We start from the raw sequence: 20,105 nt of genomic DNA on the forward strand, positions 1-20,105 counted from the left end.
CCATGGACGAGCTCGAAGACATGCTCATGGAGCACGGCATCCTGAAGGCCGTGGACGAGAGCCAGGTCGGCAAGACCGCCTCAGAGCTCACCGCCTGAGCATGAAAATTCCGGCCGGCTCGCGACGAGAGCCGGCCGGCTCGACGGCAACCCCAACGAGAGCGAGATTTCAAGATGAGCTTGGCCGAAAAGCAGAGCGTTGCTGAAATCAAGGCGCGCAATAAAGAACTCATCGCGGAAGTCCTCAAGGTCTATCCCGATAAGACCGCGAAGCGCCGCGCGAAGCATCTGAACGTTCATGAGTCCGGTAAGTCCGACTGCGGCGTGAAGTCCAACATCAAGTCCATTCCGGGCGTGATGACCATCCGTGGCTGCGCCTACGCCGGTTCGAAGGGCGTGGTGTGGGGTCCCATCAAGGACATGATCCACATCTCCCACGGCCCGGTCGGCTGCGGCCAGTATTCCTGGGCCGCCCGCCGCAACTACTACATCGGCACGACCGGTATCGACACCTTCGTGACGATGCAGTTCACGTCCGACTTCCAGGAAAAGGACATCGTCTTCGGCGGCGACAAGAAGCTCGCCAAGATCATGGACGAAATCCAGGAGCTGTTCCCCCTCAACAACGGCATCACGGTTCAGTCCGAGTGCCCGATCGGCCTGATCGGCGACGACATCGAGGCGGTGTCGAAGGTCAAGTCGAAGGAATATGACGGCAAGACCATCGTTCCCGTGCGGTGCGAGGGCTTCCGTGGCGTGTCCCAGTCCCTGGGCCATCACATCGCCAACGACGCCATCCGTGACTGGATCTTCGACAAGCAGGATCCGAACCGGGTCGCGCCCTTCGAGTCTACCCCCTACGACGTCGCCATCATCGGCGACTACAACATCGGTGGTGACGCCTGGTCGTCGCGTATCCTCCTGGAGGAGATGGGCCTGCGCGTGATCGCGCAGTGGTCGGGCGACGGCTCGCTGGCCGAGCTCGAGAACACCCCGATGGCGAAGCTGAACGTTCTCCACTGCTACCGCTCGATGAACTACATCTCGCGGCACATGGAAGAAAAGTTCGGTATTCCGTGGTGCGAATACAACTTCTTCGGCCCGTCCAAGATTGCCGAGTCGCTGCGCAAGATCGCCAGCTACTTCGACGACAAGATCAAGGAAGGCGCTGAGAAGGTCATCGCGAAGTACCAGCCGCTGATGGACGCGGTGATCGCCAAGTACCGTCCGCGCCTCGAAGGCAAGACCGTGATGCTGTACGTGGGCGGCCTGCGTCCCCGTCACGTCATCGGCGCCTACGAAGACCTGGGCATGGAAGTGGTGGGTACCGGTTACGAGTTCGCCCATAACGACGACTATCAGCGCACCGCCCAGCACTACGTCAAGGATGGCACGATCATCTATGACGACGTGACCGGATACGAGTTCGAGAAGTTCGTCGAGAAGATCCAGCCCGACCTGGTCGGCTCTGGCATCAAGGAAAAGTACGTCTTCCAGAAGATGGGCGTGCCCTTCCGCCAGATGCACTCCTGGGACTACTCGGGTCCGTATCACGGCTATGACGGCTTCGCCATCTTCGCCCGTGACATGGACATGGCCATCAATTCTCCCGTGTGGAAGATGACCAACACCCCGTGGAAGAAGTCTCCGGCCAAGCCGACCCTGCTGGCCGCCGAGTGATCGCGCGCGGGTAGCCACAGCTAGCCAAAGCTTGCCTTATCACCCCTCCCGCACGCGGGAGGGGCACCGGGGCGGGCATGTCGAGTTCAAGACCCACCATAAGGGGTTCGCTATGCCACAAAATGCAGATAACGTGCTCGATCACTTCGAGCTTTTCCGTGGTCCCGAATACCAGCAGATGCTGGCCAACAAGAAGCGGCTGTTCGAGAACCCCCGCGATCCCGCCGAAGTGGAGCGGATCCGCGAGTGGGCCAAGACTCCTGAGTACCAGGAAAAGAACTTCGCTCGCGAAGCCCTGACCGTGAACCCGGCCAAGGCCTGCCAGCCGCTCGGCGCGGTGTTCGTGGCGGTCGGCTTCGAGAGCACGATCCCGTTCGTGCATGGCTCGCAGGGCTGCGTGGCGTATTATCGCTCGCACTTCTCGCGCCACTTCAAGGAGCCCACCTCCTGCGTGTCGTCGTCCATGACGGAAGACGCGGCGGTGTTCGGCGGCCTCAACAATATGATTGACGGTCTCGCCAACACCTACAACATGTACAAGCCGAAGATGATCGCCGTCTCCACCACCTGCATGGCGGAAGTCATCGGCGACGACTTGAACGCGTTCATCAAGACCGCGAAGGAAAAGGGTTCGGTTCCGGCCGAATACGACGTTCCCTTCGCCCACACCCCGGCCTTCGTCGGCAGCCACATCACCGGCTACGACAATGCCATGAAGGGGGTTCTCGAGCACTTCTGGGACGGCAAGGCCGGTACCACCGAGAAGCTGGAGCGCGTGCCCAACGAGAAGATCAACTTCCTCGGCGGTTTCGACGGCTACACCGTCGGCAACCTGCGCGAGATCAAGCGCATCTTCAACCTGATGGGCGTCGAGTACACCATCGTCGGTGACAATTCGGACGTGTGGGACACCCCGACCGACGGCGAGTTCCGCATGTATGACGGCGGCACCACGCTGGAAGAGGCGGCCAACGCCATCCACGCCAAGGCCACCATTTCCATGCAGGAATACTGCACGGAGAAGACGCTGCCCTTCATCGCCAACCACGGCCATGAGGTGTTGGCGTTCAACCACCCGGTCGGCGTTTCCGCCACCGACAAGTTCCTGATGGAAGTCTCCCGCATCACCGGCAAGGAGATCCCCGAGGAACTCGCCCGCGAGCGCGGCCGTCTCGTCGACGCCATCGCCGATTCGTCCGCTCATATCCACGGCAAGAAGTTCGCCATCTATGGCGATCCGGACCTGTGCTATGGCCTGGCCGCCTTCCTGCTGGAGCTCGGCGCCGAGCCCACCACCGTGCTGGCCACCAACGGCAACAAGCGCTGGGAAGAAAAGATGCAGGCGCTCTTCGCGTCCTCGCCCTTCGGCGCGAACTGCAAGGTGTATCCCGGCAAGGACCTGTGGCACATGCGTTCGCTGCTCTTTACCGAGCCGGTGGACTTCCTGATCGGCAACACCTACGGCAAGTATCTGGAGCGCGACACGGGCACCCCGTTGATCCGTATCGGCTTCCCGATCTTCGACCGTCACCACCATCACCGTCGTCCGGTGTGGGGCTATCAGGGTGGCATGAATGTGCTCATCACCATCCTGGACAAGATCTTCGACACCATCGACCTGAACACCATCGTTCCGGCCAAGACCGACTATTCGTTCGACATCATTCGTTGATGTTCTCGACCCGGGCGGGCTCTCCCCGCCCGGGTTCAAAGTCGTGACCGCGAGCCGCTTCGGGGCCCCGCCCGGATCGACCCGACAGGGAGAATTTAAGGAAATTTCCCCCGATCTGACACAGCCCCTTTGTTGAAGGAGAGATCCATGAGCTCGCTGTCCAACACGATTCAGGCCGTCTTCAACGAACCGGGGTGCGCGAAAAACCAAAACAAATCCGAGGCGGAAAAGAAGAAGGGCTGCACCAAACAGCTGCAACCCGGCGGTGCCGCCGGCGGATGCGCGTTCGACGGCGCGAAGATCGCCCTTCAGCCCTTCACCGATGTCGCCCACCTCGTGCATGGCCCGATCGCCTGCGAGGGCAATTCCTGGGACAACCGCGGCGCCAAGTCGTCCGGCTCGAACATCTGGCGCACCGGCTTCACGACCGACATCAACGAGACCGACGTGGTGTTCGGCGGCGAGAAGCGCCTGTTCAAGTCCATCAAGGAGATCATCGAAAAATACGATCCGCCGGCCATTTTCGTCTATCAGACCTGCGTCCCCGCCATGATCGGCGACGACATCGACGCGGTCTGCAAGGCAGCGAAGGAAAAGTTCGGCAAGCCGGTGATCCCGATCAACTCGCCGGGCTTCGTGGGGCCGAAGAACCTCGGCAACAAGCTGGCGGGCGAGGCCATTCTCGAGCATGTCATCGGAACTGAGGAGCCGGAATACACGACGCCGTACGACATCAACATCATCGGCGAATACAATCTCTCCGGCGAGCTGTGGCAGGTGAAGCCGCTGCTGGACGAGCTTGGCATCCGCATCCTGGCCTGCATCTCCGGCGACGGAAAGTATAAGGACGTGGCCTCTTCGCACCGCGCCAAGGCGGCGATGATGGTGTGCTCCAAGGCCATGATCAATGTGGCCCGCAAGATGGAGGAGCGTTACGACATCCCCTTCTTCGAGGGCTCCTTCTACGGCATCGAGGACTCTAGCGACTCTTTGCGTGAAATCGCGCGCATGCTCATCGAGAAGGGCGCCGATCCGGAGCTGATGGATCGCACCGAGGCCATCATCGCCCGCGAGGAGAAGAAGGCCTGGGACGCAATCGCCAAGTTCAAGCCCCGCTTCAAGGGTAAGAAGGTGCTGCTCATCACGGGCGGTGTGAAGTCCTGGTCGGTGGTGGCGGCGCTGCAGGAGGCGGGACTTGAACTGGTCGGCACCTCGGTCAAGAAGTCGACCAAGGAAGACAAGGAGCGCATCAAGGAACTCATGGGGCAGGACGCCCACATGATCGACGACATGACGCCCCGCGAAATGTACAAGATGTTGAAGGACGCGAAGGCCGACATCATGCTTTCGGGCGGCCGCTCGCAGTTCATCGCGCTCAAGGCCAACATGCCGTGGCTCGACATCAACCAGGAACGCCACCACGCCTATATGGGCTATGTGGGCATGGTGAAGCTGGTGGAGGAGATCGACAAGGCGCTCTACAACCCGATCTGGGAGCAAGTCCGCAAGCCGGCGCCCTGGGAGGATCCCGCCAAGTCGTGGCAGGCCAAGGCGATCGCCGACATGGAGGCGGAAGCCGCCGCCCTCGCCGCCGATCCGGTCGCGGCGGAGAAGGCGCGGCGCGCCAAGAAGATCTGCAATTGCAAGAGTGTCGATCTCGGCACCATCGAGGATGCCATCGCCGCGCACGGCCTGACCACGGTGGACGGCGTGCGCGAGCACACCCATGCGTCGGGCGGCTGCGGCGCGTGCGCCGTGCGTATCGAGGACATCTTCGAGGCGGTGGCGGCCATGCCGGCCGGCGCGGTGGATGCCATCGTCGATCCGGTGGCGGCGGAAGCCGCGCGCCGGGCCAAGAAGGTGTGCAATTGCATGAGTGTGGACGTGGGCACCATCGAGGACGCGATCCGCGCCCAGGGGCTCACCTCGGTGGCGGAGGTGAAGACCCACACCAAGGCGTCCGGCGGCTGCGGCAATTGCGCCGAACGCGTGGATGACATCCTGTCCAGCGTGAACGGCGGCTCGGCCCCGGACGCGCTGGTGGCGGCGGAGTGAGAGGCGCGACATGGCAAAGCTCGTTCCGACCAAGAAGGCCTGCGCGGTCAATCCCTTGAAGATGAGCCAGCCGATTGGCGGCGCGCTCGCCTTCATGGGGCTGAGGGGCTGCATGCCGCTGCTGCACGGCTCGCAAGGCTGCACGTCGTTCGGCCTCGTGCTGTTCGTGCGCCACTTCAAGGAAGCCATTCCGCTCCAGACCACCGCCATGAGCGAGGTGGCAACGGTGCTCGGCGGGCTCGAAAACGTCGAGCAGGCGATTTTGAACATCTTTAATCGCACCAAGCCCGAGATCATCGGCATCTGCTCGACCGGCGTCACCGAGACCAAGGGCGACGACGTGGACGGCTATATCAAGCTGATCCGCGCCAAATATCCACAATTGGCGGATTTCCCTCTGGTCTATGTGTCGACGCCCGACTTCAAGGATGCGTTCCAGGACGGCTGGGAGAAGACGGTCGCCAAGATGGTTGAGGCGCTGGTGAAGACGCCGGAACCGGGCGCTGCCAAGGACCCGGCCCGCATCAATGTGCTTCCCGGCTGTCACATGACGCCCGGAGACCTCGACGAGTTGCGGACGATCATCGAGGACTTCGGCCTCGTGCCGTCGTTTCTGCCGGATCTGGCCGGCTCGCTCGATGGACACATTCCCGACGATTTCACCCCGACGACCATCGGCGGCATTGGTGTCGATGAAGTCGCGACCATGGGCGAGGCGGCATGGACCATCGGCATCGGCGCGCAGATGCGTCGTGCGGCCGAGGCCATGGAGAAGAAGACCGGCTCCAAGGCCCGCGTGTTCGAGCGCCTGTGCGGCCTCGCGCCCAACGACGACTTCATCATGTTCCTGAGCGAGGTGTCCGGACGGCCGGTGCCCCGCAAGTATCGGCGCCAGCGCGGGCAGCTGGTGGACGCGATGCTGGATGCGCACTTCCATCTGGGTGGCCGCAAGCTCGCCATCGGCGCGGAGCCGGATCTTCTATTTGATGTCGGCTCCATGCTGCACGAGATGGGGACGCACATCGTCGCGGCGGTGACCACCACCCAGTCGCCGGTGTTCGAGCGCCTGCCGACTGAAGAGGTTCTGATCGGCGATCTGGAAGATCTGGAGACCCTGGCCAAGGCGCGCGGCTGTGATCTGTTCCTGACCCATTCACACGGGCGGCAGGGTGCCGAGCGGCTCGGCATTCCGTTCCATCGCATCGGCATGCCCATGTTCGATCGGCTGGGGGCGGGGCACCAGCTCTCGGTCGGCTATCGCGGCACCCGCGACCTCATTTTCACCCTCGCCAACCTTGTCATCAAGGATCACGAGGACAACCACGAGCCCACCCCCGACACTTGGCGCCCCGGCGCCGAGGGTCATGGCCACGAAACTGGCACGACTTCTGCAGCGACCCACCATTAAGAAGAACATAGAGGCGAAAGCATCATGAAAGTCGCATTTGCTACGCAGGATATGAAGCGCGTCGACGCGCATTTCGGGTGGGCCAAGCACATCGCCATCTATGAGGTGAACCCGGACGATCACCATTTCATCGAGTCCATCGAGTTCGACGGCGACCTCAAGGAAGATGGCAACGAGGACAAGCTGGCCCCGAAGATCGAGGCCATCAAGGATTGTGCGATTCTGTACGTTGCCGCCATCGGCGGCTCCGGCGCGGCACGGGTGGTGGCGAACAACATCCATCCGATGAAGGTGAGCCAGCCGGAAGAGATCGAGGATCTGATCGACAAGCTGTCTGAAGTGTTGAAGGGCAACCCGCCGCCCTGGCTCCGTAAGGTGCTGAACAAGGGCAAAGAACGCAACTTCGATTTCGAGGACTGAGGACGCACCCATGGCCGAAGCAATTGCAGACACCGTCGAGGCGGTCCCCGCCGAAGAGACTCTTTTCGTCAAGGAGCTCATCAAGGTCTGGCGCGCGCAGGACACCCACGGGGCGTGGGAAAGCAAGAAGGACCTCGATCTGATCGAGCCTTATATCCTCGACAAGGAAGCGCGCCGCGCCCTGCCGATCATCGGCGATCCGGACCCGGAAACCATCTGGCGCATGGAGCTGTTCTTCAATGCGGTGTGCCTACTCATCGAGCGGGAAACGCGGGTGATGATCTCGCCGATGCTGAAGATGAGTCACGAGGGCTTTGGCCGCATGGTGCTCATCGGCGGTCGCCTGATCGTGGTGAACAAGCAGCTCCGCGACGTCCATCGCTTTGGCTTCGATAATCTCGGTAAGCTGGCGGAAGAGGGTTCAAAGTATGTCGCCTCGGGCGTCGAGATGATCCAGAAGTTCCCCGAAGTGGCCAACTACTGAGGCGATCATGAGCGACATCGATGCCCTGAAGGCGGAACTCAAGAAGCTGTCGGCCAAGGCGACCCAGGCCAAGATGGATCTTCATGACCTTTCCGAGGAGCTGCCCATCAATTGGGAGCAGATCCCGGCGGTGGCGAAGAAGGCGCATGAGGCCTTTTCGGAGCTGGAAAAAAAGCGCGCCGAACTGAAGGCCCTCGAAGCGGCGTGACGGCGGGCCGCATGATGCCGGCGGCCGGTGACGCGCCGCCCGAACCTCGAAAGGTCGTTTCCCTATGTCTAACGAAACCCGAGATGGTCGAGCTTGGCAGCCAGACTACCTGCTCGATATCGATGCCGGAAAATGTATCGGTTGCGGGCGCTGCTTCAAGGTCTGCGGCCGGGATGTGATGACGCTGAAGGGTATCAATGAGGATGGCGAAGTGGTCAGCCTCGATGATGATGAGGATGATGAGGTCGAGAAGAAGGTCATGGTGATGAACGACATGGGTGCCTGCATCGGCTGCGGTGCTTGCGCGCGTGTTTGCCCTGCCAACTGCCAGATCCACGGGATGGAAAAGGCGGCCTGATCGGAGGTGCGGCGATGACGGCAGAAGAGGTCTACGACCAGCTCATCTCGACGCCGGGTCCCGTCGATTGCGACGCTTTCGACCGGCACGTCATCGCCGCCATTCTCTCGCTCGCGGTGGCCGAGGGGGCGGCGTCCGGGCAGGGGCCGCTCGAGGGCATCGGGCTCTCGGCGGATGAACTGGAGAGTGTGCTCTTCTTCTGGTTTCCGGCGGCGGCGCATGCGACGGCGTGGTGCGATGCCTCGCGTCCGGTGATCGATAAGGAAGAACAGTCGGTTCGCGACATTCTGGGCATGTATTGCTCGCAAGGGGACGCACTGGAGCGTACGCTTGGCGCCATGATTGCGCGGCGCTGCAAGTTCCCGCATCATCTGTGGCAGGATCTCGGCTTGCGCAATCGCACCGAGTTGTCATCGCTGATGAAGCGCCATTTCGCGCCGCTGGCCCAGAAAAACCGTAACGACATGAAGTGGAAGAAGTTTCTCTACCGCATGGTGTGCGGATCGGAGGGCTTCACCTTGTGCACCGCGCCGGTGTGCGCGGAATGCGATGACTTTCACGTCTGCTTCGGTGCGGAAGATGGTGAATCCCGGCTGGCCTGGATGCGCAACGGACGCGCTCCGGCGGCGAACGAGAATGAGACGGAGCTCCCCGCAGCCGCGGAATAGAGGCCTTTGCAGCCCAGGTTCGGGCCTGTTCAGGATCGGGGCGTCGCGGCGCGAGGAACCGCCATAATCCAATGGTCGGGCGGTTTGGCGCGGGCGTTTTACGCACGGCGCACGGACCCCATCACGGGCTGATCTCTTTGGCGTGGTTTGCTTGTCGTGGACGAGAGCGCGGTGCCGGCCGCCGCTGTCCACACGTCGGTCGTGCTGGGGAGCAGCCGGCGTTTCGCGGGGATGGCCTTTCGCATCGGTGACCTCCAATCCCTGCACCGGACCGCAGCTATCCTTGCGGTCCCCAGCATCAAGCTCAAGATGAACCGGCTCAGGCTGCGCCTGCGCGGCGGCGCGGGGAACTGCCATTTTCCTGAAATCGGCTCACCGGTGGGTCTGCCCGCCTGCGCCCGCCGCTATGTGCCCGGTGCAATGGGGCGGTGTCACTGCGCGTGGTTGGTGCCCCGCACCGGCGCATTCTGCCCCGCAGGTTCAAACGCACGCGTGCGCCATTGATAAAACAATAATCATCGGTTTGATAGAAAATAGGTTGACCGACCTTAGCTGCGGTGTAATCGTCGAGTTGCGCCATTCGCCAAGCCGCGCCGGGTGTCATGACCTGTGCGCGCTGGATTTCTGGAGGTATGATGCTCGCTCGTCCGATGTCTTTCCGCGCGCGCCTTGCTGCGCTGGTTCTGGCGGTTGCGACGGCGACGCCGGCGCTCGCTGCTGAGACCACGCTGCTGAACGTCTCCTATGATCCCACCCGTGAGCTCTATGCGGATGTGAACAAGGCGTTCACCACCGAGTGGCTGAAGAGTCATGCCGGCGACAGCCTCACCATTCGCCAGTCACACGGCGGGTCCGGTAAGCAGGCGCGGTCGGTCATCGATGGGCTGGAAGCGGACGTGGTGACCCTCGCCCTGGCCTATGACATCGATGCCATCGCCGAGCGCGGGCTTCTTGCCGCGGACTGGCAAAAGCGTTTGCCGGATAATTCGGCGCCCTACACCTCCACCATCGTGTTCCTGGTGCGCAAGGGCAATCCCAAGGGCATCAAGGACTGGGACGATCTCGTCAAGCCCGGCATCAAGGTGGTGACACCCAATCCGAAGACCTCCGGTGGCGCGCGCTGGAACTATCTCGGCGCCTGGGGCTATGCCCTCAAGAAGTTTGGTGGCGACGAGGCGAAAGCCAAGGATTTCGTGCAGGCGCTCTACAAGAACGCGCCGGTGCTCGACACGGGCGCGCGCGGCGCGACGGTCACTTTCGTGGAGCGCGGTATCGGCGACGTACTCATCGCCTGGGAGAACGAAGCCTATCTCTCGGTGAACGAGCTCGGTCCCGACAAGTTCGATATCGTGACGCCGTCCGTCTCCATCCTGGCGGAGCCGCCGGTGGCCGTCGTGGATAAGGTGGTGGACAAGAAGGGCACCCGGCAGGTGGCCGAGGACTATCTGAAATTCCTCTACACCCCGGTGGGGCAGGATATCGCCGCCCGCAACTACTACCGCCCGCGCAATCCCGAGGTGGCGGCCAAATACAAGGACAAGTTCGCGCCGGTGGAGTTGTTCACGGTGGACGAGGTGTTCGGCGGCTGGCAGAAGGCGCAGAAGACCCACTTCTCTGACGGTGGGGTGTTCGATCAGATTACCGGGCGGTAACAATCTTCGCCGGGATCGCGGAGGCCACGCGCGAACGGCCTCCGGCCTCCGAGGGGGGTGACGAAGGGCGCGGGTGGGTCCAAGGCCGCGGGGTGCTATGGATGCCCCGCGACCTGTTCTTTTTTCGCCAGCAGTGAAAAGCTAGTCATGTCGAACCTTGCGCTTCCCCTTGCTCGCCGGCGTCCGAAAAGCGTTCTTCCGGGCTTTGGGCTCACTCTTGGCCTGACCCTGACCTGGCTGAGCCTCATCGTGCTGCTGCCGATGGTCGGCCTGTTCGCAAAGACCTCCGAGCTCACTTTCTCCCGTTTCCTCGCGATCGTGACCGCCGAGCGGACCGTTCATGCCCTGCAGGTGTCGTTCGGCCTGTCGCTGGCGGCCGCGGCAGTGAACGCGGTGCTGGGGCTGATCGTGGTGTGGGTGCTGGTGCGCTATGAGTTTCCCTTCCGCCGAGTGGTGGACGCCATCGTCGACATCCCGTTCGCGCTGCCCACCGCGGTGGCCGGCATCGCCTTGACGGCGATCTATGCCGAGAACGGCTGGGTGGGGTCGTTGCTGGCGCCGCTCGGCATCCAAGTGGCTTTCACGCCACTCGGCATCATGGTGGCGCTGGTGTTCATCGGCCTTCCATTTGTGGTGCGCACGGTGCAGCCGGTGCTCGCCGATCTGAACCAGGAGCTGGAGGAAGCCTCGGCGAGCCTCGGCGCCTCGCGCTGGCAAACCCTGTGGCGGGTGGTGCTGCCGTCCATCGGGCCGTCGCTCGTCACCGGGTTCGCGCTCGCCTTTGCCCGTGGCGTGGGCGAATACGGCTCGGTGATCTTCATCGCCGGCAATCTGCCGGGGGTGTCGGAGATCGCGCCGCTGCTGATCGTCATTCGCCTGGAGGAGTTCCGCTATGCGGATGCGACCGCCATCGCGGTGGTGATGCTGCTGGCCTCGTTCGCGCTTCTGGCCATCATCAACGGCTTGCAGCGTTGGAGCGAGCGGCGCGGGAGGGCGGGGTGAGCGCGGTCCGAGCGGCCGCCTTAGCGCCGGCCCGGCTGCGCCGCTCGGGCGCGGTGCCCGCGCGCCTTGAAATCCGCTACAACACTCATCAGGCCGTTGCCGTCCGCGTATGCCCTGGCGCAGCGCGCGGCGTGGCGCGCGTCGCAGGCCGTCTTGCAGGAACCCGTCCATGAGCATCGACATCGTCGGCGTCACCAAGCAGTTCAAGACCTTTACCGCCCTCGACAATGTCTCCCTGCAGATCAACAGCGGCGAGCTGGTGGCCTTGCTCGGGCCATCGGGCTCTGGCAAGACGACGCTGCTGCGCATCATCGCCGGCCTTGATTGGCCCGATCAGGGGGAAGTGCGGTTCGACGGCGAGGATGCGCTCTCGCGCTCGGTGCGCGAGCGCAACGTGGGCTTCGTGTTCCAGCATTACGCCCTGTTTCGGCACCTGACGGTGTTTGAGAACGTCGCCTTCGGGCTGCGGGTGCGGCGGGGGCCGGCCAAGCTGCCGGAAGCCTCCATCCGCGCGCGGGTGAACGAGCTGTTGTCCCTGGTGCAGATCGATTGGCTGTCGGACCGCTATCCGGCCCAGCTCTCCGGCGGCCAGCGCCAACGGGTGGCGCTGGCGCGGGCGCTGGCCATCTCGCCAAAGGTGCTGCTGCTGGACGAGCCGTTCGGCGCGCTCGATGCCAAGGTGCGCAAGGAGCTGCGCCGCTGGCTGCGCCATCTGCACGAGGAGATGCCCGTCACCTCGGTACTCGTCACCCACGACCAGGAGGAGGCGCTGGAAGTCTCCGACCGGATCGTGGTGATGGGCCGTGGCAAGATCGAGCAGGTGGGCGCGCCGGTGGATGTCTACCAGAACCCGGCCACCGCCTTTGTCCATGATTTCATCGGCGAGACCGTGCGCCTGCCCGGCGAGGCGCGCGGTGGATCGCTGTTCCTGAAGGGTCAGCCCCTCGGGCTCGATGCCCAGGGCGTCGGGGACGGCCCGGCGCAGATCCTGGCGCGTCCCCATGAGGTGGAATTGGCGCCGCCGGAAAACGCACCGTTCGCCGGGAAAGTGCTGGCGCTGCGCGTGTTCGGACCCAATCGCCGGGCCGATGTGGAGATCGCGTCGGATCAGGGGATGATGGTGGTGGAAGCCTCCGTGCCGCTCGATCGCGACATTTCGGTCGGCGCCCGCGTGGGGTTGCTGCCGCACCGTTACCGGGTGTTCGCGGCAACGGCGTGATACCAAAGGCGGCCTGTGAGCTTGACTCACGGGGCTTTGGTCAAGCCCGCGCGGCGCCTGAGCGAACCCACTTGGCGCCGGTCAAAGACCGGGGCCGATGGTATGAGTGGCGCCGGTCGGGACGTTGAAGGCCGCCCAGGTGTCGGTCCAGGTGCCGGGCGGCCTTTTTGCGTTCGGGCTCAGGGCGCCGGGTTGCCATGGAGCTGGAAGATGGCGTTCACCTTGGCCTCGATCTCTGGCGTCAGGGTCACGCTGAGGGTCGCCAGCGTCTCCTGAAGCTGGGCGATGGAGGTGGCGCCGATGATGTTGGAGGTCACGAATGGCCGGCTGGTGACCCAGGCTTGCGCCAGAGCCACCGGGGACAGGCCCACCTCGGCGGCGAGCGCCAGATAGGCCGTGATGGCCGCGTCCGTGCCCGGCTTTTCATAGCGCTGGCCACGGTTGAACAGGGTGGAACGGGCGCCGGCGGGTCGGGCGCCGCCGAGATATTTGCCGGTGAGATAGCCCTGCGCCAGAGGGGAATAGGCCAGCAGGCCCACCCCGTCGCGGGCGGCGAACTCCGCGAGCGCCTCTTCATAGGTGCGGTTGAGAAGGTTGTAGGCATTCTGCACCGACACCACGCGCGGGCCGATGCCCTTGCCGGCGGCGGCGAGGAAGCGCTGAAGGCCCCAGGCGGTCTCGTTGGACAGGCCGATGTGGCGCACCTTGCCCGCGGTCACGAGATCGGCGAGGGCGCCGAGGGTGTCCTCGATGGGAACCTCCGGGCTCTCATTGCTGCCGCGCGCCGGCACGGACGCGGGATTGCCGAACAAGGGCACCGCCCGGTCCGGCCAATGGAGCTGGTAGAGGTCCACATAATCGGTCTGGAGCCGGCGCAGGGAACCCTCAATGGCCTCTTGGATGTTGCGGGCGTCAAGGCGCGGGTTCGCGCCATCGGCGCGCAGCCAGTTCTGGGTCGAGCGGCCGGCGACCTTGGTGGCGAGAATCACCTTGTCGCGGCTGCCGCGCGCCTTGAGCCATGTGCCGATGATGCGCTCCGTGGAACCCTGGGTTTCGGGCCGGGGCGGGATGGAATAGATCTCGGCGGTGTCGATGAAATTGATGCCGTGGTCGAGGGCGAGGTCGAGCTGGGCATGGCCCTCGGCTTCCGTGTTCTGCTGTCCGAACGTCATGGTGCCGAGGCAGATGGACGACACGGCAAGGCCGCTGTCTCCAAGGGGGCGATACTCGAGCATGGGGGCTCCGCTGAGCAGGGATCGGGTCGGGGGCTGGCGCGGAGCACACGGCGCGTTGCGCCGATGGCCGGTGCCGGGAGGCGCCATCCCTACAGCCTAGCATGGGTCGGCGGGGGTCTTTCAATGCCATTCGCCGATGACCCAGCGTCCGGCGTGCGGCGATGCATGGAGGCGCGGCGGTGTTATGCGTCGGGTGCAGGGCCGCCGTGCGACACGCCAGAGCCGCTAGCCAAGGGGGGCGCAATAATCTATCAGGCGAGACGGCTATCCACCGCGTGAGTGCCTCCGTGGCCATCTCCGCGCGACCGAAAATTGCCGAACCCTCTCTGTCACGGACGACGCCCGGCGGTGCCTGAGCCCTCCGGACGTGGCAGGCCGCGTTTTGGAACACGAAGATATGTCATCGACAGCAACGACAGCTCCCCTCGCGGACGAGACCGCGCCCGCCCTCGTCAATCCGCGCTATCGCGTGATTCTCGCGAGTCTTGTGGGCACCACCATCGAGTTTTACGATTTCTACGTCTACGCCACGGCGGCGGTGCTGGTGTTCCCGCACCTGTTCTTTCCGGCCGGCAATGACACCGTGGCGCTGCTCGCCTCGTTCGCGGTGTTCGGCGCGGCCATGGTGGCGCGGCCTCTGGGCGCGGTGTTCTTCGGCCATCTGGGCGACAAGCGGGGCCGCAAGATCACGCTGGTGGGGGCGCTGCTCACCATGGGCATCGCCACCTTCCTCATCGGCGCCTTGCCCACCTTCCCCCTGGTGGGCTGGTTTGCCCCCGCCTTGCTGGTGATCCTGCGCCTCGCCCAGGGTTTCGCGCTGGGGGGCGAGTGGAGCGGCGCGGCGCTGGTCGCCACCGAGAACGCGCCGGAGGGCAAGCGCGCCCTTTACGGTACCTTCCCGCAGCTCGGCGCGCCGATCGGCTTCATCATCGCCAACGGCCTGTTCCTGGTGATCGCGGCGGTGATGCCCTCGTCCGATCCCTCGCGTCCCTCCGACGCCTTCCTGAACTGGGGCTGGCGCATTCCGTTCCTGTTCTCGGCGGTGATGGTGATCGTGGGCCTGTGGGTGCGGCTCAACCTGGTGGAGAGCCCGGCCTTCGCCAATACCGTGAAGGACGGCCGCATCGAGAAGGTGCCGCTGGTGGCGGCCTGCAAGACCTATTGGCGCGAGCTGATCCTCGGCACCTTCTACATGCTCGCCACTTATGTGCTGTTCTATCTGATGACCACCTTCTCCCTGAGCTACGGCCGCGCCACCACCACCGCCGCGCTGCCGGGCCTGGGCTACGACTACCGCACCTTCGTGCTGATGATGATCGCGGGCGTGGTGTTCTTCGGCATCTTCACCCTGGTGTCCGGCCCCTGGGCCGACCGCTGGGGGCGCCGCCGCACGCTGATCTGGATCACGCTGGCCATCGCCGTGTTCGGCCTCGTGTGGGTGCCCATGCTCGCCGCCGGCTTCGTGGGGGTGATGGCCTGGCTGGTGCTCGGCTTCTCGCTGATGGGGCTCACCTTCGGCCCCATGGGCGCGCTGCTGCCGGAACTGTTCCCGGCCAATGTGCGCTATACGGGCTCGGGCATTTCCTACAATGTGTCGTCCATCCTCGGTGCGGCGGTGGCGCCGTTCATCGCGGTGGCGCTGTGGAGCTATGGCGGCGGCAGCCCGTTCTGGGTGGGCATCTACCTCACCGCGATGGCGGTGCTGACCCTGATTGCCCTGCTGCTCGGCAAGGAGACGCGGGACATCGACATCCACGCCTGAGGCGGGGATCTCAGCTTCGGGTGGTTCCGGGCGGCCGAAGGGCCGCCCGTTTTGCTTGGGGACCTGGAGCCCCTCGGTGTCAGGCGTCCGGATCGGGGGCCTTGCCGTCGAGCGCGGCCCGCAGCTTCGGCAGGTCGAGCTGGCCTTCCCAGCGGGCGATGACCAGAGTGGCCACGGCGTTGCCGATGAAATTGGTGAGCGAGCGGCACTCGGCCATGAAGCGGTCGATGCCGAGCAGCAGCGCGATGCCGGCGAGCGGAATGCCCGGCACCACCTGGAGCGTCGCCGCCAGGGTGATGAAGCCGCCGCCCGCCACCGCGCCCGCCCCCTTGGAGGTCAGCATGGCGACGCCGAGGATGAGCAATTCATGTTCCAGGGTGATCGGCGTGTTCGTGGCCTGGGCGATGAACAAGGTGGCGAGCGTCATGTAGATGTTGGTGCCGTCCAGGTTGAAGGAATATCCGGTGGGCACCACGAGGCCGACGATGGATTTCGGCGCGCCGGCGGCCTCCAGCTTGCGCATCAGCGCCGGCAGGGCGCTCTCCGAGCTCGAGGTGCCGAGCACGATCAAAAGCTCTTCGCGGATGTAGCGCAGCAGCTTGAAGATGTTGAAGCCGATGACCTTGGCGATGAGGCCCAGCACCACGCCGACGAACAGGAAGGCGGTGAGGTAGAAGGTGAGGATCAGCTCCACCAGGTTGCCGATGGATTTCAGGCCGTACGCGCCCACCGTAAAGGCCATCGCGCCGAACGCCCCGATGGGCGCCGCGCGCATGACGAGGGCGACGATGCCGAACACCAGCCGCTCCACCTGCTGCACCGCCTTCAGGATGCCCTCGCCCTGGGGTCCCATCGCATTGAGGGCGAATCCCGCCAGCACCGACACCAGCAGCACCTGCAGGATCTCGCCGCTGGTCAGTGCGCTGACCAGGGTTTCCGGGATGATGCGCAGGAAGAATTCGCTCACCGAGGAATGGGCGGCCTGGGTGGCGAAGCCGCTCACCGCCTTGGCGTCGAGGGTCGCGGGGTCGATGTTGAAGCCGTCGCCGGGCCGGAGCGTGCGGCCGACGATGAGGCCGATGACCAGCGCAAAGGTCGAGACCACCTCGAAATAGAGCAGCGCCTTGCCGCCCACCAGGCCGACCCGCTTCACGTTCCCCATGGAGGAGATGCCCACCACCACGGTGCAGAACACCACCGGGGCGATGATCATCTTCACCAGCTTGATGAAGCCGTCACCGAGCGGCTTCATGGCCTCGCCGAGATGGGGGAAGGCGACGCCCAGCACGACCCCGACCGCCACCGCAAACAGCACCTGGATGTAAAGGACTTTGTAGAATGGCCGCCGCATGGCTCCCCCCGTCGCGCGGCGTCGATGCGCGCGCCGGTGCCTTGTATAGCGTGTCGCCGCCGGAGTGGGGACGTTGTCGCGCGTTCACCGGCCGGGAGCACGGACCCGCGCGGGGCGGGCCCGTGACGAGGGGTCAGAACTTCACCGTGACCCGCGTGTTGATGGAGCGGCCCATGCCCGCCACCGGATAGCCCCAGGCGGTGGAGCTGCCCATCATGGAGGGTACCTGGTAGTTCACGAGGTTCGCGCCGCCCAGCGGCAGGTCGTATTCGGTGTCGAAGATGTTCTCGATGCCGAAATCCACCCGCACCATCTGCCATTCATAGGCGGTCCGGAAGTTGAGGAGCGCATAGGAGCTGGTTTCCAACTCGTTGCGCACCTGGTTCACCAGCACCTTGGAGCCCACGAGCTGCAATTCCAGGCTGGTGGTCCAGTTGCCGAGGGTGTTGTCCACCGCCAGCGTGCTGTTGACCGGCATCATGTGGTAGAGGTTCACGCCGTCGGTGCGCTGGCCCTGCACGAAGTTCAGGCTGCCGCGGAAGGTGCCCTGGCCATAGGTGTCGCTGTTCCACAGGGCCAGCTTGCCGTCGATATTGACGCCGTAAAGCCACGCATCGTGGTTGGCGAATTGCAGGTAGACGAAGTTGTCGGTGGTGATGAGGTTGCTGGGCAGATTGCTCAGGCAGCCGGCGAGGGTGCAGCGGTCGGCGTCGATATAGTTCACCACATAGCTGTAATAGGGCGAAACCTTAAGCTGCCACACCTGCTGCGCCGGATCGTGCCAGGTGGCGGTGAAGGAGGCCGTGTGGGCAGCTTCCGGCTCCAGGTCCAGATTGCCCACATAGCCGTTGCCGTCGCCGTACCAGCCGATCATCTTCATGGCCATGGCGCTGGTGGACCACGCATAGCGCTCGTAGAGGTTGGGCGAGCGGGTCTTGCGGGCGAGGCCCAGCTCGTAAAGGCTGGCGGCGTCCGGCTCGTAGCGCAGGCTGACGGTGCCGTCGAAATTGATGTCGGTTCGGGCGTGGCTCTGGGCGTTGAACAATGCGGCGTCGAGGCCGTACATCATCTCATTGTAGCCCTGCACGTCACCGGTGTTCATCCACACGATGTCGTTGCGCAGGCCGATGACCGTGGTCCATTTGTCGGTCAGCTCCTTCTCCCACTCGGCATAGGTGCCGACCCGCAGGCGCTGGCCGTTGTTGATGTTCTCGAAGGTGTCCGGGCCCATCATCATGGAGCCGTCCACCGGCGGCCACCAATCGTCGAGATTGTTATAGAACACCTCGTTGCCGATCCGCATCAGCGTGTCGGGGCTGAGGCCCACGGTCGCCTTCACCGTATAGCCGAGGTCGGTGGAGCGGGTGTCCATCGGCATGTCGCCGTCCTTGTCGGGCGCGATGAAGCCCATGGTGTGGCGGACGCGGTTGAAGAAGGTGGTGGCTTCCAGCTTGCCCCAGTCGAACATCCCCTCGTAACGGCCGTTCACGAAGATGCTCTTGTTCTCCACCATGTCCATGTATTGGTTGACGAAGCCCTCGGAGGGGATGAACTGCCCGCCCACCTGTAGGGTGAAGATGTTGTCCGCCAGCTTTTTCGAGATCGAGAGCGCATGGTTCTGCGTCTCGTACATGGTGGACTTGATGGTGGTGCCATTGCCGGACGTGTAGTCGCTGGCCCGTGCCCAGCCGCCGGTATAGGTCACGCTGGTGTCGGCGTTGGAGACGGTGGCGTTGGCGTCCACGCCGTAGGCATTGCCGTTGGAGCGGTAGAAGCCCGAGACGCTGCCCGACACCTGGAGCTGATTCCCGGGCGTGAAACGGGCGGGGGCGACGGTGACATCGACTTTGGCGCCCGTATAGTCGCCGCCGACGCTCACCGGCGCGGTGCCATAATAGACCTTCGTGGTCGAGATCATCGCCGGGTTCACGAACGACATGGGCGGGTTCATCTCGTTCGGACAGGCGGGGCTGAAGATCATGCCGTTGATGGCCACCTGCACCCGGTCGGCGCCCATGCCGTTCACCGCCGGCAGGCTGGAGACGCCGCCCGCGCCCCAGGCCGCGCCGCCGGGAATGCCGCCGATGAGAGCTCCCGAATCGCTGGTGAAGAGGGTCGCGGCGGCGGCCTCGGCGCCGGAGATGGTGGCGGTGTCGGGGGTGAGGGCGGTGCCTTCGCCTCCGGTCTGGCCGCCGGCGTCGGTCGCCGGAGGACGCACCACCACCGTGGGCAGGATCGAGGCCGGCGCGGTCTGCGCGGCCGCCGGCGGCGCGAGCAGCGGGCCGAGCACCGCGAGCGAGGGACACAGGAGGGCCGTGGACAGGCGCAGTGCGCGCGCCGAGGGGAGGGATCTCATGGGGTTTCCACCAGACTTTTGCCATTGCGGGCGGCGTGCGCGACGACCATGCGCACCGGGGCGTCGGCCGGGAGCCAAGCTCCGCGCAGACGTCACCCGGTTCCGCGCGTGGCGGCCGAGGCGCGCCCGTCAGGATCAGGAAAAGGGAATTGACGAGCCCACGCCGGTGGCGGGGCAAGGATCAGGCAAAAGCTGGAGGCGCGCGGGGCTGGCTGGGTCGGCGATGTTCGGCGACCCGCAGGCCGTCCCGCAGGATCACCCGGTACCGCAGCTCGATGGCGATGCGGTCCATGTGGGGTGTTTCGACCGGCGGTGGCAGCACCACCGCATCCACCCGCGAGAGGCACAGGGGACAGTGCGCGGCGGCCTTTTGTGGACCGTCGTCGTCGTTGCCGGAGGTTGCGCCGTTAACGCACAGGGGCATGGACAGGGACGATGCGCCGCCCACGAGGCTGGCGCCGAGCGCGGTCATCAGCATCACCTGAAGCACGAGCGCGTACGCGGCGGCCCAAGCCACCGTGTGCTGCAACGCCTTCAATCGTGAATGCCGCCCGCGCATATCCCGCTCCCCTTGGC

Annotated in this window: 18 protein-coding genes and 1 pseudogene; 15 read left to right on the forward strand and 4 right to left on the reverse strand. The window is 64.5% G+C overall.

Translation table 11 applies throughout. From position 1 onward, the window contains the following. The 14 genes and pseudogenes from nifH to HUW53_RS12760 all read left to right on the forward strand — a co-directional run. Positions 1 to 98, forward strand: a pseudogene (gene nifH / locus HUW53_RS12695) (nitrogenase reductase); the annotation flags it as partial. 75 nt (positions 99 to 173) lie between these two features. Beyond that, positions 174 to 1,679 (forward strand): nitrogenase molybdenum-iron protein alpha chain, encoded by a 1,506-nt coding sequence (nifD, locus tag HUW53_RS12700; RefSeq protein WP_237346138.1) that lies wholly within the window; start codon positions 174 to 176, stop codon positions 1,677 to 1,679. A 112-nt stretch (positions 1,680 to 1,791) separates the two neighbouring features. Continuing rightward, positions 1,792 to 3,351 carry a nitrogenase molybdenum-iron protein subunit beta gene (nifK, locus tag HUW53_RS12705; protein WP_237346139.1) on the forward strand — a complete coding sequence of 520 codons (1,560 nt, stop codon included), beginning with the start codon at positions 1,792 to 1,794 and terminating at the stop codon, positions 3,349 to 3,351. A 147-nt stretch (positions 3,352 to 3,498) separates the two neighbouring features. Next, on the forward strand, positions 3,499 to 5,406 hold the full coding sequence (nifE, locus tag HUW53_RS12710; protein WP_237346140.1) for a nitrogenase iron-molybdenum cofactor biosynthesis protein NifE: 1,908 nt from the start codon (positions 3,499 to 3,501) through the stop codon (positions 5,404 to 5,406). Positions 5,407 to 5,416: 10 nt separating this feature from the next. Beyond that, complete coding sequence (gene nifN, locus HUW53_RS12715) at positions 5,417 to 6,814, forward strand: nitrogenase iron-molybdenum cofactor biosynthesis protein NifN (RefSeq protein WP_237346141.1); 1,398 nt, start codon at positions 5,417 to 5,419, stop codon at positions 6,812 to 6,814. 24 nt (positions 6,815 to 6,838) lie between these two features. Next, on the forward strand, positions 6,839 to 7,234 hold the full coding sequence (gene nifX / locus HUW53_RS12720) for a nitrogen fixation protein NifX (RefSeq protein ID WP_237346142.1): 396 nt from the start codon (positions 6,839 to 6,841) through the stop codon (positions 7,232 to 7,234). A 10-nt stretch (positions 7,235 to 7,244) separates the two neighbouring features. Continuing rightward, positions 7,245 to 7,718 (forward strand): NifX-associated nitrogen fixation protein, encoded by a 474-nt coding sequence (locus tag HUW53_RS12725; protein ID WP_237346143.1) that lies wholly within the window; start codon positions 7,245 to 7,247, stop codon positions 7,716 to 7,718. Positions 7,719 to 7,725: 7 nt separating this feature from the next. Next, positions 7,726 to 7,926 carry a CCE_0567 family metalloprotein gene (locus HUW53_RS12730; protein WP_237346144.1) on the forward strand — a complete coding sequence of 67 codons (201 nt, stop codon included), beginning with the start codon at positions 7,726 to 7,728 and terminating at the stop codon, positions 7,924 to 7,926. 64 nt (positions 7,927 to 7,990) lie between these two features. After that, positions 7,991 to 8,284: a ferredoxin III, nif-specific gene (gene fdxB / locus HUW53_RS12735; RefSeq protein WP_237346145.1), complete on the forward strand. Its 294-nt coding sequence runs from the start codon at positions 7,991 to 7,993 to the stop codon at positions 8,282 to 8,284. Further along, entirely contained in the window at positions 8,227 to 8,952 is a 726-nt protein-coding gene (locus tag HUW53_RS12740; RefSeq protein ID WP_237346146.1) for a nitrogen fixation protein NifQ, read from the forward strand. The genes fdxB and HUW53_RS12740 overlap by 58 nt, the downstream gene beginning before the upstream one ends. A gap of 156 nt (positions 8,953 to 9,108) precedes the next feature. Further along, positions 9,109 to 9,456 (forward strand): hypothetical protein, encoded by a 348-nt coding sequence (locus HUW53_RS12745; protein WP_237346147.1) that lies wholly within the window; start codon positions 9,109 to 9,111, stop codon positions 9,454 to 9,456. Positions 9,457 to 9,602: 146 nt separating this feature from the next. Beyond that, positions 9,603 to 10,604 (forward strand): sulfate ABC transporter substrate-binding protein, encoded by a 1,002-nt coding sequence (locus HUW53_RS12750; RefSeq protein ID WP_237346226.1) that lies wholly within the window; start codon positions 9,603 to 9,605, stop codon positions 10,602 to 10,604. A 147-nt stretch (positions 10,605 to 10,751) separates the two neighbouring features. Next, positions 10,752 to 11,606, forward strand: a complete 855-nt coding sequence (cysT, locus tag HUW53_RS12755) for a sulfate ABC transporter permease subunit CysT (protein ID WP_237346148.1) — start codon at positions 10,752 to 10,754, stop codon at positions 11,604 to 11,606. A 169-nt stretch (positions 11,607 to 11,775) separates the two neighbouring features. Next, positions 11,776 to 12,825 carry a sulfate/molybdate ABC transporter ATP-binding protein gene (locus HUW53_RS12760; protein ID WP_237346149.1) on the forward strand — a complete coding sequence of 350 codons (1,050 nt, stop codon included), beginning with the start codon at positions 11,776 to 11,778 and terminating at the stop codon, positions 12,823 to 12,825. Between the two features lie 179 nt (positions 12,826 to 13,004). On the opposite strand, the gene HUW53_RS12765 is transcribed toward HUW53_RS12760, so the two are convergent. After that, entirely contained in the window at positions 13,005 to 14,060 is a 1,056-nt protein-coding gene (locus HUW53_RS12765; protein ID WP_237346150.1) for an aldo/keto reductase, read from the reverse strand. Positions 14,061 to 14,457: 397 nt separating this feature from the next. On the opposite strand from HUW53_RS12765, the gene HUW53_RS12770 reads away from it, so the two are divergent. After that, the gene (locus HUW53_RS12770) at positions 14,458 to 15,822 is read left to right on the forward strand and encodes an MFS transporter (RefSeq protein WP_237346151.1); all 1,365 of its coding nucleotides are present in this window, start codon (positions 14,458 to 14,460) and stop codon (positions 15,820 to 15,822) included. 79 nt (positions 15,823 to 15,901) lie between these two features. Here the strand turns inward: HUW53_RS12770 and dctA are convergent, their stop codons facing one another. The 3 genes from dctA to HUW53_RS12785 form a co-directional block, all read right to left on the reverse strand. Beyond that, positions 15,902 to 17,173: a C4-dicarboxylate transporter DctA gene (gene dctA / locus HUW53_RS12775; RefSeq protein ID WP_237346152.1), complete on the reverse strand. Its 1,272-nt coding sequence runs from the start codon at positions 17,171 to 17,173 to the stop codon at positions 15,902 to 15,904. Positions 17,174 to 17,306: 133 nt separating this feature from the next. Then, complete coding sequence (locus HUW53_RS12780; protein WP_237346153.1) at positions 17,307 to 19,529, reverse strand: TonB-dependent receptor; 2,223 nt, start codon at positions 19,527 to 19,529, stop codon at positions 17,307 to 17,309. Between the two features lie 181 nt (positions 19,530 to 19,710). Next, entirely contained in the window at positions 19,711 to 20,088 is a 378-nt protein-coding gene (locus tag HUW53_RS12785; RefSeq protein WP_237346154.1) for a DUF2946 family protein, read from the reverse strand. Positions 20,089 to 20,105: the final 17 nt, after the last annotated feature.

This window comes from Xanthobacter agilis, from assembly GCF_021730435.1.
Taxonomy (GTDB): Bacteria; Pseudomonadota; Alphaproteobacteria; order Rhizobiales; family Xanthobacteraceae; genus Xanthobacter; species Xanthobacter agilis.

Excerpts from the sequence above, each read along its gene's own strand:
- nifD (WP_237346138.1), top strand. The coding sequence starts at position 174 with ATGAGCTTGGCCGAAAAGCAGAGCGTTGCTGAAATCAAGGCGCGCAAT.
- nifK (WP_237346139.1), top strand. The coding sequence starts at position 1,792 with ATGCCACAAAATGCAGATAACGTGCTCGATCACTTCGAGCTTTTCCGT.
- nifE (WP_237346140.1), top strand. The coding sequence starts at position 3,499 with ATGAGCTCGCTGTCCAACACGATTCAGGCCGTCTTCAACGAACCGGGG.
- nifN (WP_237346141.1), top strand. The coding sequence starts at position 5,417 with ATGGCAAAGCTCGTTCCGACCAAGAAGGCCTGCGCGGTCAATCCCTTG.
- nifX (WP_237346142.1), top strand. The coding sequence starts at position 6,839 with ATGAAAGTCGCATTTGCTACGCAGGATATGAAGCGCGTCGACGCGCAT.
- HUW53_RS12725 (WP_237346143.1), top strand. The coding sequence starts at position 7,245 with ATGGCCGAAGCAATTGCAGACACCGTCGAGGCGGTCCCCGCCGAAGAG.
- HUW53_RS12730 (WP_237346144.1), top strand. The coding sequence starts at position 7,726 with ATGAGCGACATCGATGCCCTGAAGGCGGAACTCAAGAAGCTGTCGGCC.
- fdxB (WP_237346145.1), top strand. The coding sequence starts at position 7,991 with ATGTCTAACGAAACCCGAGATGGTCGAGCTTGGCAGCCAGACTACCTG.
- HUW53_RS12750 (WP_237346226.1), top strand. The coding sequence starts at position 9,603 with ATGTCTTTCCGCGCGCGCCTTGCTGCGCTGGTTCTGGCGGTTGCGACG.
- cysT (WP_237346148.1), top strand. The coding sequence starts at position 10,752 with ATGTCGAACCTTGCGCTTCCCCTTGCTCGCCGGCGTCCGAAAAGCGTT.
- HUW53_RS12760 (WP_237346149.1), top strand. The coding sequence starts at position 11,776 with ATGAGCATCGACATCGTCGGCGTCACCAAGCAGTTCAAGACCTTTACC.
- HUW53_RS12765 (WP_237346150.1), bottom strand. The coding sequence starts at position 14,060 with ATGCTCGAGTATCGCCCCCTTGGAGACAGCGGCCTTGCCGTGTCGTCC.
- HUW53_RS12770 (WP_237346151.1), top strand. The coding sequence starts at position 14,458 with ATGTCATCGACAGCAACGACAGCTCCCCTCGCGGACGAGACCGCGCCC.
- dctA (WP_237346152.1), bottom strand. The coding sequence starts at position 17,173 with ATGCGGCGGCCATTCTACAAAGTCCTTTACATCCAGGTGCTGTTTGCG.
- HUW53_RS12780 (WP_237346153.1), bottom strand. The coding sequence starts at position 19,529 with ATGAGATCCCTCCCCTCGGCGCGCGCACTGCGCCTGTCCACGGCCCTC.
- HUW53_RS12785 (WP_237346154.1), bottom strand. The coding sequence starts at position 20,088 with ATGCGCGGGCGGCATTCACGATTGAAGGCGTTGCAGCACACGGTGGCT.